Annotated in this window: 13 protein-coding genes; 9 read left to right on the top strand and 4 right to left on the bottom strand. The window is 69.2% G+C overall.

Going from position 1 to position 13,613, the window contains the following annotated elements; genetic code table 11:
- Positions 1 to 51: 51 nt before the first annotated feature.
- Positions 52 to 1,803, top strand: coding sequence for a lysoplasmalogenase family protein (locus AC57B8_RS19280; protein ID WP_496480454.1), 1,752 nt, complete (start codon positions 52 to 54; stop codon positions 1,801 to 1,803).
- A gap of 15 nt (positions 1,804 to 1,818) precedes the next feature.
- On the opposite strand, the gene AC57B8_RS19285 is transcribed toward AC57B8_RS19280, so the two are convergent.
- The 3 genes from AC57B8_RS19285 to ruvB form a co-directional block, all read right to left on the bottom strand.
- Positions 1,819 to 2,886 (bottom strand): hypothetical protein, encoded by a 1,068-nt coding sequence (locus AC57B8_RS19285; protein ID WP_492737662.1) that lies wholly within the window; start codon positions 2,884 to 2,886, stop codon positions 1,819 to 1,821.
- 119 nt (positions 2,887 to 3,005) lie between these two features.
- Positions 3,006 to 3,983, bottom strand: coding sequence for a CDF family Co(II)/Ni(II) efflux transporter DmeF (gene dmeF / locus AC57B8_RS19290; protein WP_496480455.1), 978 nt, complete (start codon positions 3,981 to 3,983; stop codon positions 3,006 to 3,008).
- A gap of 10 nt (positions 3,984 to 3,993) precedes the next feature.
- Positions 3,994 to 5,058: a Holliday junction branch migration DNA helicase RuvB gene (gene ruvB / locus AC57B8_RS19295; RefSeq protein WP_496480456.1), complete on the bottom strand. Its 1,065-nt coding sequence runs from the start codon at positions 5,056 to 5,058 to the stop codon at positions 3,994 to 3,996.
- Between the two features lie 86 nt (positions 5,059 to 5,144).
- Between ruvB and AC57B8_RS19300 the strand changes: the two genes are divergently transcribed.
- The 7 genes from AC57B8_RS19300 to AC57B8_RS19330 all read left to right on the top strand — a co-directional run bounded on the left by AC57B8_RS19300 (position 5,145) and on the right by AC57B8_RS19330 (position 11,638).
- On the top strand, positions 5,145 to 5,759 hold the full coding sequence (locus AC57B8_RS19300) for a CDP-alcohol phosphatidyltransferase family protein (RefSeq protein WP_492730744.1): 615 nt from the start codon (positions 5,145 to 5,147) through the stop codon (positions 5,757 to 5,759).
- A gap of 38 nt (positions 5,760 to 5,797) precedes the next feature.
- Positions 5,798 to 7,564 carry a bifunctional alpha/beta hydrolase/class I SAM-dependent methyltransferase gene (locus tag AC57B8_RS19305; protein ID WP_496480457.1) on the top strand — a complete coding sequence of 589 codons (1,767 nt, stop codon included), beginning with the start codon at positions 5,798 to 5,800 and terminating at the stop codon, positions 7,562 to 7,564.
- On the top strand, positions 7,561 to 8,901 hold the full coding sequence (locus AC57B8_RS19310) for a phosphatase PAP2/dual specificity phosphatase family protein (RefSeq protein ID WP_496480458.1): 1,341 nt from the start codon (positions 7,561 to 7,563) through the stop codon (positions 8,899 to 8,901). Before AC57B8_RS19305 ends, AC57B8_RS19310 begins: the two co-directional genes overlap by 4 nt.
- Positions 8,894 to 9,334 (top strand): hypothetical protein, encoded by a 441-nt coding sequence (locus tag AC57B8_RS19315; protein ID WP_062482724.1) that lies wholly within the window; start codon positions 8,894 to 8,896, stop codon positions 9,332 to 9,334. The genes AC57B8_RS19310 and AC57B8_RS19315 overlap by 8 nt, the downstream gene beginning before the upstream one ends.
- A 74-nt stretch (positions 9,335 to 9,408) precedes the next feature.
- Positions 9,409 to 10,074, top strand: a complete 666-nt coding sequence (locus AC57B8_RS19320; RefSeq protein ID WP_062482726.1) for a lysophospholipid acyltransferase family protein — start codon at positions 9,409 to 9,411, stop codon at positions 10,072 to 10,074.
- A gap of 5 nt (positions 10,075 to 10,079) precedes the next feature.
- Positions 10,080 to 11,027: a phosphatidate cytidylyltransferase gene (locus AC57B8_RS19325; protein ID WP_172438312.1), complete on the top strand. Its 948-nt coding sequence runs from the start codon at positions 10,080 to 10,082 to the stop codon at positions 11,025 to 11,027.
- A complete protein-coding gene (locus AC57B8_RS19330; protein ID WP_496480459.1) occupies positions 11,024 to 11,638 on the top strand; it encodes a YdeI/OmpD-associated family protein in 615 nt (204 codons plus the stop codon). Before AC57B8_RS19325 ends, AC57B8_RS19330 begins: the two co-directional genes overlap by 4 nt.
- A gap of 25 nt (positions 11,639 to 11,663) precedes the next feature.
- Here the strand turns inward: AC57B8_RS19330 and AC57B8_RS19335 are convergent, their stop codons facing one another.
- Positions 11,664 to 12,287: a Crp/Fnr family transcriptional regulator gene (locus tag AC57B8_RS19335; RefSeq protein WP_223301435.1), complete on the bottom strand. Its 624-nt coding sequence runs from the start codon at positions 12,285 to 12,287 to the stop codon at positions 11,664 to 11,666.
- A gap of 262 nt (positions 12,288 to 12,549) precedes the next feature.
- Between AC57B8_RS19335 and AC57B8_RS19340 the strand changes: the two genes are divergently transcribed.
- Positions 12,550 to 13,611, top strand: coding sequence for a porin (locus tag AC57B8_RS19340; RefSeq protein WP_496480460.1), 1,062 nt, complete (start codon positions 12,550 to 12,552; stop codon positions 13,609 to 13,611).
- Positions 13,612 to 13,613 lie beyond the last annotated feature (2 nt).

Raw genomic sequence — 13,613 nt, forward strand, 5'->3', positions numbered from 1 at the left:
TCCGTGACATCCCGGTGACGCGTGGCACCGGGGCAACGCCACAATCGGACGATGCGCTCTGGCCAGATCATCGTTCTCGTGTCCCCCGTGTTCTTTTTGCTGATCGCGATCGAGTTCGCGGTTGGCCGCGCACGCGCCCGCCGCGGCACCGGGCAGGACACCTACCGCCTGGCCGACGCCGTGAACAGCATCGGGCTGGGCATGCTGAGCCAGATCAGCGCGGTGCTCACGGGGCTTCTGCGCATCGGCATCTACACGGCCGTGTATTCGGCGGTGGCGCTCTTTCCGCAAGAGGCGGCGCGCGAGTTCTGGACCACCTGGTACGGCTGGCTGCTGGCGCTGGTGTTCTACGACTTCTGCTACTACTGGCTGCACCGCATGGGCCACGAGTCGGCCGTGCTGTGGGCCGCGCACGTGGTGCACCACCAGAGCCAGCACTACAACCTGTCGACCGCGCTGCGCCAGACCTCCAGCGGCGCGTTGCTGGGCTGGCTCTTCTACCTGCCGATGGCCGTGGCCGGCGTGCCGCCGCTGGTGTTCGTCGTGGTGGCGCTCATCGACCTGCTCTACCAGTTCTGGGTGCATACCGAACAGGTCGGCAAGCTGGGCTGGTTCGACCGCTGGTTCTGCTCGCCCTCGAACCACCGCGTGCACCACGCGGTGAACGACACGTATCTGGACCGCAACTACGGCGGCGTGCTGATCGTGTGGGACCGCCTCTTCGGCACCTTCCGTGAGGAGGACGAGCGCTGCGTGTACGGCACGCGCGGCGAGCTGAAAAGCTGGGACCCGCTGTGGGCCAACGCCGAGGTCTACTGGGCGCTCGCCAGGGATTCATGGCATGCGCGCCGCTGGTCCGACAAGCTGCGCGTGTGGTTCAAGCCGCCCGGCTGGCGCCCGGCCGACGTGGCGGCGCGCTACCCCAAGCCGGCCTTCGACATCGCGAGGGTGGTGCGCTACGAGCCCGTGGTGAGCCGCGGCGTGCAGTGGTTCGCGGGCCTGCAGTTCCTCGCGCTGCTGGCCGCCGTGACGGTGTTCCTCTGGTACTCCGACGCCGTGCCGCTGCCGCAGGCCGCCGTCTGGCTGGCCGCGCTGACGGCCGGGCTGTGGGCCGTGGGCGCGGTGCTGCAGGGGCGGCTGTCGGTCACCGAGGTGCTGCTGGTCGAGGCCGCCGCGCTGGCCACGGCGAGCGCGGCCTTGGGCATCGGCTGGCTGCACCTTGTCTTCAAGCCATTGGCCCTGGCCATCGCCATTGCCTTCGCGGCCCGCCGCGCGCAACGCCAGCCCGGCGGCATCGCGCGCTTCGATGCGCTGCTGCTGACCGGCCTGGTCTTCTCGCTCGCGGGCGACGTGCTGCTGATGGGGCCGGCCAACCTCTTCGTGCCCGGGCTCGTGTGCTTCCTGCTCGCGCACCTGGCGTACATCGCGCTGTTCCGCATCGGCGTCGGGCTGTTCCCGCGGCCCCGCGCGCTGGCAGCCACCTTGCTGATCGGCGCGGGCATGTACGCCTTCCTGTGGCAGGGCGGCCTGCCGGTGGCGCTGCGCATTCCGGTCGGCTTCTACGTGGTGGTGATCGCCTGCATGGCGGCGCAGGCCATCGGGCGGGCGGCAGTGCTGCGTTCAAGCGACCCGGCCGCGCTGTGGGTGGCTGTGGGCGCCTGCTTCTTCATGCTGAGCGACGCGCTGCTGGCGATCAACCGCTTCGTGTCGCCGCTGCCGCTGGCGTCGCTGTGGGTGCTGGCGACGTACTACACGGCGCAGATGCTGATCGTGCGGCATGCGAAATCTCCTCGAAGTGGGTAGATTTCGCTCGCCCTATCAGAAGCGACCATCTGTTGCATTGCGGCGCAAGGGAAGCCGATGTGCGTTTTTTCCGGCGTTCGGATCGCAGTCCAGAATCGACTCCACGGCGGCGACTGGCCCCGTCGTCGAGGTCTCGCGCAAGTCGAGTGGCCGCTCGAGCTGACGCTTGCGGCAAGCGTCCTCAGCCTCTTTCTCTCGGCGCCGCTTCTCCACCAGTTCCGCCACTTTTTCGTGGTCGATATCGACGACCCAGCGACCTTCCTTCGTGCGACGCCAGCTGGCAAAGGTGTTGAACCACGGCGTCCAGGCATCGTTGAGGGGAGATGCATCGTCGTAGAGCAGTGGATCCAACTTGGTGAACGGCATCGTTTCACCGTCTTTGTCGACGACGGTGAGAGCGCCTTTTTTCTCCCCTGATGAGAACAGATAGGAGAACCAAGCTGCCGTGCTGTTGTCAGGCGACACCGAAACGATTTCGTCCAGATCGAAATCCACCCCGGGAATCGATTGAAGCGGCAGCAACTGAATCTGGAGCGAGCGCTCATCGAGAATTCGCCCCGTGTATGGCGGCGCTCTTCCATTCGTCAGCTCATGCGTTCTGGCGTCGTGAACAAACCAACGGCCCGCATCGAGTCGGGTGGTGGCAATTCCGTTGGCGATCCATGCGTTCGGTATCGCCCTTGCCGTGGTCGGAAGCGGAGTGACCGCAACCGAACCATCCGATGCTTCCTTGAGGAAATAGAAGTTGGAAGCACTGCTCACAAGCCATGTTGGATGGGGGCCCGCCAAACGTGCTTCGATCGCGATGAACCGACCTGTCTCATCAGGCGCCTTCACCTCCTTCGGGAAAAGGCGGCCATGGCGGACGATGAGGTACGAGGGATCGGCCGGACGCAAGTAGCCGGTGAAATCCACGTACTGGAACTGGAAATTGCCGATGCGCTCTTCAGGCGAATCCTTGCGGACGCTGCAGCCCGAAAGGCTGAAAAGAAACATGGCGCCGAGAACGACCCAGGTGCTGTTTCGTGACTTGCGCGCTTTTCCGATGCCTGTCCTGGCGCAAGAAGCATCAAGGAAGCTCATGCAGCGCCGCCGATTTGCGTTCGCTCACGGCAAACGGGTCCACGTGAATTTCTGAAGCAGGCCGGAGCCATCGTTCTCATGGATAGACAGGAGATGGCTGCAACAGCGGAACCCTTCCTCTACTCAGCGCAGCGCTGGATCTCCACCGTCGAGTGCCGGATCTCCTCGTGCATCGAGAAGCACGCCCGCACCTGGTCGGCCGTGAGCGTGGCCGAATGCGTCACCACCGTGAGCGCGCAGGCGTACGCATCGCGGCCGACGCGCCAGACGTGCAGGTCGGCCACGCGGGTTTCGGAATCGGCCAGCATCGTCTCGACGCCTTCGCGGATTTCGGCGGTGACGGGGTGGTCCATCTCGCGGTCGAGCAGGACCTTGCCGGTTTCCTTCAGCAGGCCCTTGGCCCAGACGGCGACGAGCACGGCGCCGACGATGCCCATGGCCGGGTCGAGCCAGGACCAGCCGTAGAACCAGCCGCCCAGCAGCGCCGCGATGGCGAGCACCGAGGTGGCGGCGTCGGCCACCACGTGCAGGTAGGCGGAGCGCAGGTTGAGGTCGTGGCCGTGTGCGTGGTCGTGGCCGTGTGCGTGGTCGTGGCCGTGGTGGTGGTCATGCGCGTGCCCGTGGTCATGGCCGTGATGGTCGTGCGAATGCCCCAGCAGCCGCGCGCAGACCAGGTTCACCACCAGGCCCAGCACCGCGATCGAGATGGCTTCGGGGTAGTGGATGGCCACGGGCGACCACAGCCGCTCCAGCGAGCCGACCACCATGAGCGCGGCGACGCCGAGCAGCAGCAGCGCGCTCGCGAAGCCGCCGAGCACCTCGATCTTCCAGGTGCCGAAGGCAAAGCGCGGGTCGCGGGCGTAGCGCCGCGCGGCGGCGTAGGCGAAGGCGCTCAGGCCGATGGCCAGCGCGTGCGAACTCATGTGCCAGCCGTCGGCCAAAAGCGCCATGGAGTTGAACCACCAGCCGGCGCCGATCTCGACCACCATCATGGCGGCGGTGATCCACATCACGAGGCGGGTGCTGCGTTCGGCGGCGGCATTGCCGGCGCCGAAATGGTGGTCGTGCTGCCAGGCGCTCAGGTCATGGGTGTGCATGGAATTCTCTTCAGGCGCCGAACAGGTCCGGGCCCTCGGCGCGGCCCGAGGGCGGCACCACGCCCAGGTGGCGGTAGGCCGCGAGCGTGGCGATGCGCCCGCGCGGCGTGCGTTGCAGGTAGCCCTGCTGGATGAGGTAGGGCTCGATCACGTCCTCGATGGTGTCGCGCTCCTCGCCGATGCTGGCGGCCACGTTGTCCAGGCCGACCGGGCCGCCGTCGAAGCGGTGGATGACGGCCTCGAGCAGCTTGCGGTCCATGAGGTCGAAGCCCTGCGGGTCGACGTCGAGCATGGCCAGCGCCTTGTGCGCGATGTCCTCGGTGATGCGGCCATTGCCCTTGACCTCGGCGTAGTCGCGCACGCGGCGCAGCAGCCGGTTGGCGATGCGGGGCGTGCCGCGCGAACGGCGCGCGATCTCGAAGCCGCCTGCGGCGTCGGTCTCGACCTTGAGCAGGCCCGCGCTGCGGCGCACGATGAGCGCCAGTTCCTCGGGTGTGTAGAACTCCAGCCGCGCCACGATGCCGAAGCGGTCGCGCAGCGGGTTGGTCAGCATGCCGGCGCGGGTGGTGGCACCCACCAGCGTGAAGGGCTGCAGGTCGAGCTTGATGCTGCGCGCCGCGGGGCCCTCGCCGATCATGATGTCGATCTGGTAGTCCTCCAGCGCGGGGTACAAAATTTCCTCGACGACCGGGCTCAGGCGGTGGATCTCGTCGATGAAGAGCACGTCGTTGGGCTCGAGGTTGGTCAAGAGCGCCGCCAGGTCCTTGGGCTTTTCGAGCACGGGGCCCGAGGTCTGGCGCAGATTGACGCCCAGTTCGGCCGCGATGATGTGCGACAGCGTGGTCTTGCCCAGGCCCGGCGGGCCGAACAGCAGCACGTGGTCGAGCGCCTCTTTGCGCTTGCGCGCCGCGCCGATGAAGATCTCGAGCTGCTCGCGCACCTTGGCCTGGCCGACGTACTCGTCGAGCAGCTTGGGCCGCAGCGCCCGCTCGATCGCCTCCTCGTTGGGCGAGGCCGGGGCGGCGGACACCACGCGTTGCGGGGCGGGGGCGAAATCGTCGGTCTGGATGGTCATTGGGGGTGGGTCTTCGGGGGCAAGTTTAGTCCCTGGCCACACTGGCAGAATGCCTGCAGAACATAACAAGAGAGGGAAGTCAGAACGTGTCCATCTACGAACTGAAACCGCGTTTCCAGGCCTTGCTGCGACCGCTCGTGGTCCGGCTGCATGCGATGGGCGTGACGGCCAACCAGGTGACGCTGGCGGCCTGCGCGGTGTCGGTCGGGCTCGGGCTCTGGCTGTTCTTCGCCGCGCCCTCGCTGGCGGCCTTCGGCCTGATCCCCGCCTGGATGTTCCTGCGCATGGCCTTCAACGCCATCGACGGCATGCTGGCGCGCGAGCACCACCAGCAAAGCCGGCTGGGCGCCTTCCTCAACGAACTCACCGACGTGGTCTCCGACGCCGCGCTCTACCTGCCCTTCGCGCTGGTGGCGCCGTTCGCGCCGTTCTGGGTCGGCACGGTCATCGTGCTGGCCGGGCTGAGCGAATTCGCCGGCGCGCTGGGCCCGACGGTGGGCGCCTCGCGCCGCTACGACGGGCCGATGGGCAAGAGCGACCGGGCCTTCGTGTTCGGCGCGCTCGGGTTGTATGTCGCCCTCGGCGGGCCGCTGCCGGGCTGGACCGCCCTCCTGATGCCGCTTGTGGCCGCGCTGGTGGCCTGGACGGTCGTCAACCGCATCCGTCGCGCCCTGGCCGAGGCTGAAGCGCCTGCCGCCTGAAACACCCCCATACAAATAAATAAAGAAGACCCTTCTTCATGACCCTTTCCACACCCCGCGTCGCCGCCGAACACCACTTCCGCACGCACGACGGCGAATCGCTGTTCTACCGCCACTGGCCGGCCACGGGCGCCGCGCGGCGCGGCGCCGTGCTGCTGTTCCACCGCGGCCACGAGCACGGCGCGCGCATGGCGCACCTGGTGGACGAGCTGGACCTGCCCGACTTCGACTTCTTCGCCTGGGACGCGCGCGGCCACGGCCTGTCGCCGGGCCAGCGCGGCTACAGCCCCAGCTTCGGCACCTCGGTGCGCGACGTGCAGACCTTCGTGCAGCACATCGCCGCCGCCCACGGCGTGCCCGAGCACGACATCCACGTGGTGGCGCAGAGCGTGGGCGCGGTGCTGATCGCCACCTGGGCGCACGACTACGCACCCAAGGTGCGCGGCCTCACGCTGGCCTCGCCGGCCTTCAAGGTCAAGCTCTACGTGCCGTTCGCGCGGCCAGGGCTGGCGCTCATGCACAAGCTGCGCGGGCTGTTCTTCGTGAACAGCTACGTGAAGCCGAAGTTCCTCACGCACGACCCCGAACGCATCGAGAGCTACAAGAACGACCCGCTGATCTCGCGCCCGATCGCCGTCAACATCCTGCTGGGCCTGTACGAGGCGGCCGACCGCGTGGTGGCCGACGCCAACGCGATCACGCTGCCGGTGCAGTTGCTCATCTCGGGCGCCGACTGGGTGGTGCACCACAAGCCGCAGCACCAGTTCTTCGAGCGGCTGGGCAGCGCCGTGAAGACGAAGACGGTGCTGCCGGGCTTCTTCCACGACACGCTGGGCGAGAAGGACCGGGCACCCGCGGTGGCGTCGATCCGCGAATTCATCCTGCAGCGCTTCGACGAGCCGGCCGTGCCGGTCGACCTGCGCGAGGCGCACCTGCGCGGCAACACGGCCGACGAGTCGCGCGCGCTGGCCGAACCGCTCTCGCCGCTGTCGCCGCGCGGCGCCTACTGGGCGATCACGCGCGGCGGGCTGCGCGTGGGCGGCACGCTGTCCAGCGGCATCGCGCTGGGCCACGCCACGGGCTTCGACTCGGGCAGCACGCTCGACTACGTCTACCGCAACCAGCCGCAGGGCAAGGGCGCGCTGGGCCGCTCGGTCGACCGCACCTACCTGGACTCCATCGGCTGGCGCGGCATCCGCCAGCGCAAGGTCCACGTCGAGGAGCTGCTGCGCATCGCGATGGAGCGGCTGGTCGAGATGCACCGCGAGGTGCGCCTCATGGACATCGCGGCCGGCCACGGCCGCTACGTGCTCGACGCGGTGCTGGCCAGCCCCGTCAAGGCCAGCTCGATCCTGCTGCGCGACTACAGCGACATCAACGTGCGCGACGGCACGGCCCTGATCGCCGAAAAGGGCCTGGAAGACGTCGCCCAGTTCGTGCAGGCCGACGCCTTCGACCGCATCAGCCTGGCGAGCGTGACGCCGCGGCCCACGCTGGCCGTGGTGTCGGGCCTGTACGAGCTGTTCCCCGACAACGAGATGGTGCGCCGCTCGCTGGCGGGCGTGGGCGACGCGGTGGAAGACCGGGGCTACCTGGTCTACACCGGCCAGCCCTGGCACCCGCAGCTCGAAATGATCGCCCGCGCGCTCACCAGCCACCGCCAGGGCGAAGCCTGGGTGATGCGCCGGCGCACGCAGGCCGAGATGGACCAGCTGGTCGAAGAGGCGGGCTTCCGCAAGATCGACCAGCGGGTGGACGAGTGGGGCATCTTCACGGTGTCGCTGGCGGTGCGCGTCGCGCAATGACCGCCCGGCGCGCGCCCCGGCCGTGGAAACGCGCCGCCGCGTGGCTGGTGCTGCTGGGGCCGCTGTTCTACGCGACCTACGGCTTCGCCAACTGGTGGGCCACCACGCGCGCCAGCGTGCCCTCGATGGCCTTCGACTGGGAGCGGCAGGTGCCTTTCTGGGCCTGGACGATCTTTCCGTACTGGACCATCAACGTCTTCTACGCGCTGTCGCTGTTCCTGGCGCGCGACCGCCACACGCTCGACCGGCATGCGCTGCGGCTGGTGAGCGCCACGCTCATCGCCTGCACCTGCTTCATCCTCTGGCCGCTGCACTTCAGCTTCGGCCAGCCGCCGGTGGAGGGTGCGCCGGCCTTCCTGTTCAACGCGCTGCGCGGCTTCGACCAGCCCTACAACCAGGCGCCCTCGCTGCACATCGCACTGGCCGTGATCCTGTGGGACTGGTACCGGCGCTTCATCCGGCCGCTGTGGGCGCGGCTCGTGCTGCATGTGTGGGCCTTCGCGATCTGCGCCTCGGTGCTCACGACCTGGCAGCACCACTTCATCGACATCCCGACCGGCGCGCTGCTGGGCATCTTCTGCGTGTGGCTGTGGCCGATGGCGCGCCGCGTGTCGATGCTGCGCGCGTGGCGCCTGGCGCGCGATGCGCAGCGGCTGAAGCTCGCGGGCTTCTATGCCGTGGGCGCGGCGCTGTGCCTGTTCGCGGCGCTGGCAACGGGCGGCGTGGCGCTGTGGCTGGCCTGGCCGGCGGCGGCGCTCGCGCTGGTGGCGCTCAACTACCTCGGCTTCGGCGCGCGCGGCTTCCAGATGGACGGCCACGGCCGCATGGGCTGGGCGGCGCGCTGGCTGTTCGCGCCCTACCGCCTGGCCGCGGCCTTCAACGTATGGCTCTGGACGCGCAAGCTGCCGGCCTCGGTCGAGGTGGTGCCCGGCCTGCGCCTGGGCCGCCGCCCCACGCAGGCCGAATGGCTCGCCGCCGGCCAGCCCCGGCTCGTGAGCCTGTGCGCCGAGCTGCAACTGCCGGCCGGCGTGTCGCCCGACCGTGCGCGCTGCGTGCCGCTGCTCGACCTCGTGGTGCCGCCGCCCGTGCGCCTGCGCCGCGCCGCGGCCGTCATCGAAGGCCAGCGCCGCGCGGCGGCGGCCGACGGTTCGGCCGTGTGGGTCTGCTGCGCGCTGGGCTTCTCGCGCAGCGCCGCCGCCGTGATCGCCTGGCTGGGCCGCGACCACGGCCTGGCGCAAGCCGAAGACGCCGTGCGCCGCGCCCGCCCGCAGATCGTGCTGCACGCCGCCTGGCGTACCGCACTCGAACCCCTTGGAACACCTGCCCGCCATGACTGACAACGAACGCGCCACCTGCACCACCCTGGCCGGCCTGCTGCGCGCGGCGGCCATGCTCGCCCTCTGGGGCTTCGCGCTCACCTGCATCGCCGCCCTGGTGCTGGCGCTCACGCTGCGCGGGCTCTCGAACACCGCCATCCTGGCCTTTGCCGCGGTGATGGTGCTGGGCGTGCTCGAACGCTACTTCGCCTTCCGGCTGCGGCTGGACCAGGCGCTGTTCGAGGGCCTGGCCAACGGCCAGATCGCCTCGCTGGGCGCGATGGACAACGCCCTGTCGGTGCTCGGGCTGCGCGACCCGCCGCCGCAGCCCAACGCCCGCGCGCTCGCCGACCGCGTGCAGGGAACCCGCCAACTGATGCAGCGCCACGCCATCGTGATCGCCTGCCAGAACGCGCTCTTCCTGCTCGCCCTCATGACACAGGAACTCGCTTGAACAACGACAACGGCAACAACAAGAACGACAGCAGCAGCAATGGCGACGGCAACGACAGCGCCCGCCCCGGCGCCATCGTGCGCCGCGGGCTCGCGGTGGTGGCGGGCCAGCTCATCATCGGCGCGGCCGGCCTCTTGACCGGCGTGCGCGCCATCTGGTCGGGCACCACGCCCAAGGCCGAGCAGACGCTGTACTTCGCCAACCACACCAGCCACGGCGACTTCGTGCTGCTGTGGGCCACGCTGCCCTCCGACCTGCGCGCGCTCACGCGGCCCGTGGCGGGCCAGGACTACTGGGAGGCCTCGAAGCTGCGCAACTTCATCGGCAAGGACGTGTTCAACGCGCTCATGATCCGCCGCGACGGTTCGGGCCAGGGCGGCAACCCGGTCGACCAGATGAAGGAGGCGCTGGAAGGCGGCGACTCGCTCATCATGTTCCCCGAGGGCACGCGCAACACGGGCGACGACATCCTGCTACCGCTGAAAAGCGGCCTCTTCCACCTGGCGCGCGCCTGCCCCACCGTGCGGCTGGTGCCGGTGTGGATCGAGAACCTCAAGCGCGTGCTGCCCAAGGGCACGCTGGTGCCGATCCCGCTGGCCTGCACGGTGCGCTTCGGCGCGCCGATCCAGCTCGAGGAAGGCGAAGACAAGGTCGCCTTCCTTGCCCGCGCACGCACGGCCATGCTCGACCTGCGCCCGGAGTACGACCGCATCGAACCCAACGGAGGGACCGCCTCGTGATCGAAATGTCCCCCTTCGCCTGGACCACCTTCAAGCTCTTCGGCGGCGTCTTCGGCGTGCTCGTGCTGGCCTCGGCCATCGGTGCGCTGCTCAAGTGGCGCGTGGCGCACGGCCAGCCGCACTCGGTGATCGACAACCTCAACTCGCGCGTCAACGCGTGGTGGGTGATGGTGGCGGTGATCGGCCTGGCCTTTGCCTTCGGCAAGGGCGGCGTGATCGTGCTGTTCTACCTGATCTCGTTCTATGCGCTGCGCGAGTTCATCAGCCTGGCCTACACGCGGCGCGGCGACCACGGCGCGATCGCGCTGGCCTTCTTCGTGGCGCTGCCGGGCCAGTACTTCCTGATCTGGATCGACTGGTACGGGCTGTATTCGATCTACATCCCGGTCTACGCCTTCCTGCTGCTGCCCATCCTGGCGGCCGTGGGCGGCGACACGCAGCGCTTCCTGGAGCGCACCTCGAAGATCCAGTGGGGCCTGATGGTGTGCGTGTTCTGCATCAGCCACGTGCCGGCGCTGCTCACGCTGCAGATCCCGGGCTTCGAGGGCCGCAACCTGCTGCTGATCGCCTTCCTGGTGATCGTGGTGCAGGGCAGCGACGTGCTGCAGTACGTGTGGGGCAAGCTCTTCGGCAAGCGCAAGGTAGCGCCCGAGCTGTCGCCGTCGAAGACCTGGGAAGGCCTGATCGGCGGCGTGGCCAGCGCCACCGCGATGGGCGCGGCGCTGTACTGGGCCACGCCCTTCAACCCGTGGCAAGCAGCGCTCATGGCCTTCATGATCTGCCTCCTGGGCTTCTTCGGCGGGCTCGTGATGTCGGCCATCAAGCGCGACCGCGGCGTGAAGGACTGGGGCTCCATGATCGAAGGCCACGGCGGCATGCTCGACCGGCTCGACTCGGTGATCTTCGCGGCGCCGATCTACTTCCACGCGCTGCGCTACTGGTGGGTGCCATGAGCCCGGCGGCGAAGAAGACCGCGGTCAAGGTGGACCGCATCGTCGACGACACGCCGCTGGAATGCGCCGACGCCGCCGCGCTGCTGCGTTGGTACAAGAAACACCATGCGAGCCACGCCGGCGTCTGGCTGCGCATCGCGAAGAAGGCCAGCGGCATCGCCTCCGTCGACCACCCCGAGGCGCTGGAGATCGCGCTGTGCTTCGGCTGGATCGACGGCCAGCGCAAGAGCCAGGACGCGCAGTTCTTCCTGCAGCGCTTCACGCCGCGCACCGCGCGCAGCATCTGGTCGAAGATCAACCGCGACAAGGCGCTGAAGCTCATCGACCAGGGCCGCATGCAGCCCGGCGGCCTGGCCGAGGTGGAGCGCGCCCGCGCCGACGGCCGCTGGGAGGCGGCCTATGACGCCCCGAGCGTGGCCACCGTGCCGCCCGACCTGCAGGCCGCGCTCGACGCCAACCGCACCGCCAAGGCCTTCTTCGCCACGCTCGACGCGCGCAACCGCTTTGCCGTGCTGTTCCGCACGCAGGGCGCGAAGAAACCCGAGACGCGCGCCCGGCGCATCGCGCAGTTCGTCGAGATGCTCGCCAAGGGCGAGAAGATCCACCCCTGAGCCTGCGCGCTGCGGTGCGCGCCGCTCACTGCGGCCCGGTGCCCGTCGCGATGACCGCGAGCTGGTCGGGGTCCACGATGCGGATGCGCTTGTAGCTCATGTCGATCACGCCTTCCGCGACCAGCCGCCCCAGCTCCTTGTTGATGGTCTGGCGCGACAGCCCCAGCATCGCCGCGAGGTCGTTCTGCGACAGCCGCACCGGCAGGCTCGCCGCCGCCTCCACCTGCATGCCGTAGAAGTGGATCACGCTCATCAGCGTGGCGGCCACGCGCCCGCGCACCGAGTTCAGCATCTGGTTCTGCAGCAGCACCACGCTCAGCCGCTGGCGCTTCAGGCCCAGCCGGGCCACGCCGCGCCACAGCGCGGGCTCGGCGTCGAGCACCGCGATCACGGCGTCGCTGGGCAGGTGGACGATCACCGAGTCTTCGTGCGCGTGGTAGTCGTAGGGCAGCGGCACGTCCTCGAGCAGGCGCACCAGCGGCGCCACCTGGCCGGGGCCGAGCAGCGCGTTGACGTACTTGCGCCCCTGCGGGCTCATGCTGCTGATCTCCAGGCAGCCTGACACCACCGCCAGCAGTTCGCGCTTGTGGCGGTCGCGCGCCAGCACCTGCGTGCGGCGGCGGTAGCGCACCAGCCGCGCCGACTTCATGAGCTCGGCGCGGCGCGCGTCGGGCCATTGGGAAAACAGCTCGTTCCAGCGCAGCGCGCGGTCGAGCAGCTCGGCGCTGTCTTCGGCGTCGGGGGGGGTGGTTGCAGGTGGTCGGGTCAGCGGGTTCTCCCTGCCCTGGTGTTCACGAATCTGTCAAAGCGTTGACAGATTCGGGGGCCCTTCATTTCTATCGTAAGCCCCGGACATCGACAAGCACACAGGCGGCACCGCCTTGCGGCTCGCCACACCGGAGACAACCCAAATGAAGAAGACAGCCACCGCAGCCCTCGCGCTCGCGGCCTGCGCCCTTGCGTCCGCGCAAAGCACCGTGAGCGTCTACGGCACGCTCGACCTGTACGTGGCGCACGCCAGGTCGGGCCCGGCCTCCTCCACGCGGCTGGAGGACGGCGGCCAGACCGCCTCGCGCATCGGCTTTCGCGGCACCGAGGACCTGGGCGGCGGCCTGGGCGCGCACTTCACGCTGGAGAGCGGCTTTGCGCCCGACACCGGCAACGGCACGCTGCCCGGCCCCGCGATGTCGTTCAGCCGGCAGTCCTTCGTCGGCTTCTCGGCGCCGTGGGGGCAGATCGACGCGGGCCGCATGTACACGCCGATGTTCTACGCGCTGTTCAAGGCCGACCCCTACGGCCTGAACTCGGTGTTCTCGCCCATCAACCTGGTGGCGGCCACCGACGCGCAACCGGGCCTCACGCCCTTCGCGGCCCGCGCCAGCAACATGGTGCGCTACCGCACGCCGGCCAGCATGGAGTTCTTCGCCGACCTGGCCTACGCGCCCGGCGAATCGAGCGCGCCGAGCCACCAGAGCGGCAACGTCTACGGCGGCAACATCGGCTGGGCGCGCAAGCCCTACTACATCGCCTACGCCTTCCAGCGCGCGCGCTCGGGCTCGGCGGCGGCGCCCGTGGCCTCGCCCGCCACCACGACCTACCAGGCGCTGACCGGCTCCTACGAGCTGCCCTCCATCGGCCTGCAGCTTTACGCCAGCTACGTGCGCAACGCCTCGAGCCTGCCCGGCGTGCCAACCGCGAAGCTCGTGAACCTGGGCGCCACCTACAACGTGACGCCGGCCTCGAACCTGATCTTCGGCGCCACGCAGCGCAAGGTGACCGAGAGCGAACGCTCGCAGCTGGCCTGGACGCTGGGCTACGACTACTACCTGAGCAAGCGCACCGTGGTCTATGCGCGCTGGCTGCGCCTGCTGAACCGGCACGGCGCCTCGGCCTCGCTCGCGACCATCGCCGTCACGCCGAACAGCGGCAACGACGTGCGCGTGCTCGCCACCGGCATCCGCCACAACTTCTGACT

It is taken from the genome of Variovorax sp. BGA-UO-ETr-C22, assembly GCF_059567965.1.

Coding starts and splice junctions, on each gene's coding strand:
- AC57B8_RS19330 (WP_496480459.1), top strand. CDS start 11,024: ATGAGCCCGGCGGCGAAGAAGACCGCGGTCAAGGTGGACCGCATCGTC.
- ruvB (WP_496480456.1), bottom strand. CDS start 5,058: ATGACCATCCAGACCGACGATTTCGCCCCCGCCCCGCAACGCGTGGTG.
- AC57B8_RS19335 (WP_223301435.1), bottom strand. CDS start 12,287: ATGAAGTCGGCGCGGCTGGTGCGCTACCGCCGCCGCACGCAGGTGCTG.
- AC57B8_RS19285 (WP_492737662.1), bottom strand. CDS start 2,886: ATGAGCTTCCTTGATGCTTCTTGCGCCAGGACAGGCATCGGAAAAGCG.
- dmeF (WP_496480455.1), bottom strand. CDS start 3,983: ATGCACACCCATGACCTGAGCGCCTGGCAGCACGACCACCATTTCGGC.
- AC57B8_RS19340 (WP_496480460.1), top strand. CDS start 12,550: ATGAAGAAGACAGCCACCGCAGCCCTCGCGCTCGCGGCCTGCGCCCTT.
- AC57B8_RS19325 (WP_172438312.1), top strand. CDS start 10,080: ATGTCCCCCTTCGCCTGGACCACCTTCAAGCTCTTCGGCGGCGTCTTC.
- AC57B8_RS19280 (WP_496480454.1), top strand. CDS start 52: ATGCGCTCTGGCCAGATCATCGTTCTCGTGTCCCCCGTGTTCTTTTTG.
- AC57B8_RS19305 (WP_496480457.1), top strand. CDS start 5,798: ATGACCCTTTCCACACCCCGCGTCGCCGCCGAACACCACTTCCGCACG.
- AC57B8_RS19315 (WP_062482724.1), top strand. CDS start 8,894: ATGACTGACAACGAACGCGCCACCTGCACCACCCTGGCCGGCCTGCTG.
- AC57B8_RS19310 (WP_496480458.1), top strand. CDS start 7,561: ATGACCGCCCGGCGCGCGCCCCGGCCGTGGAAACGCGCCGCCGCGTGG.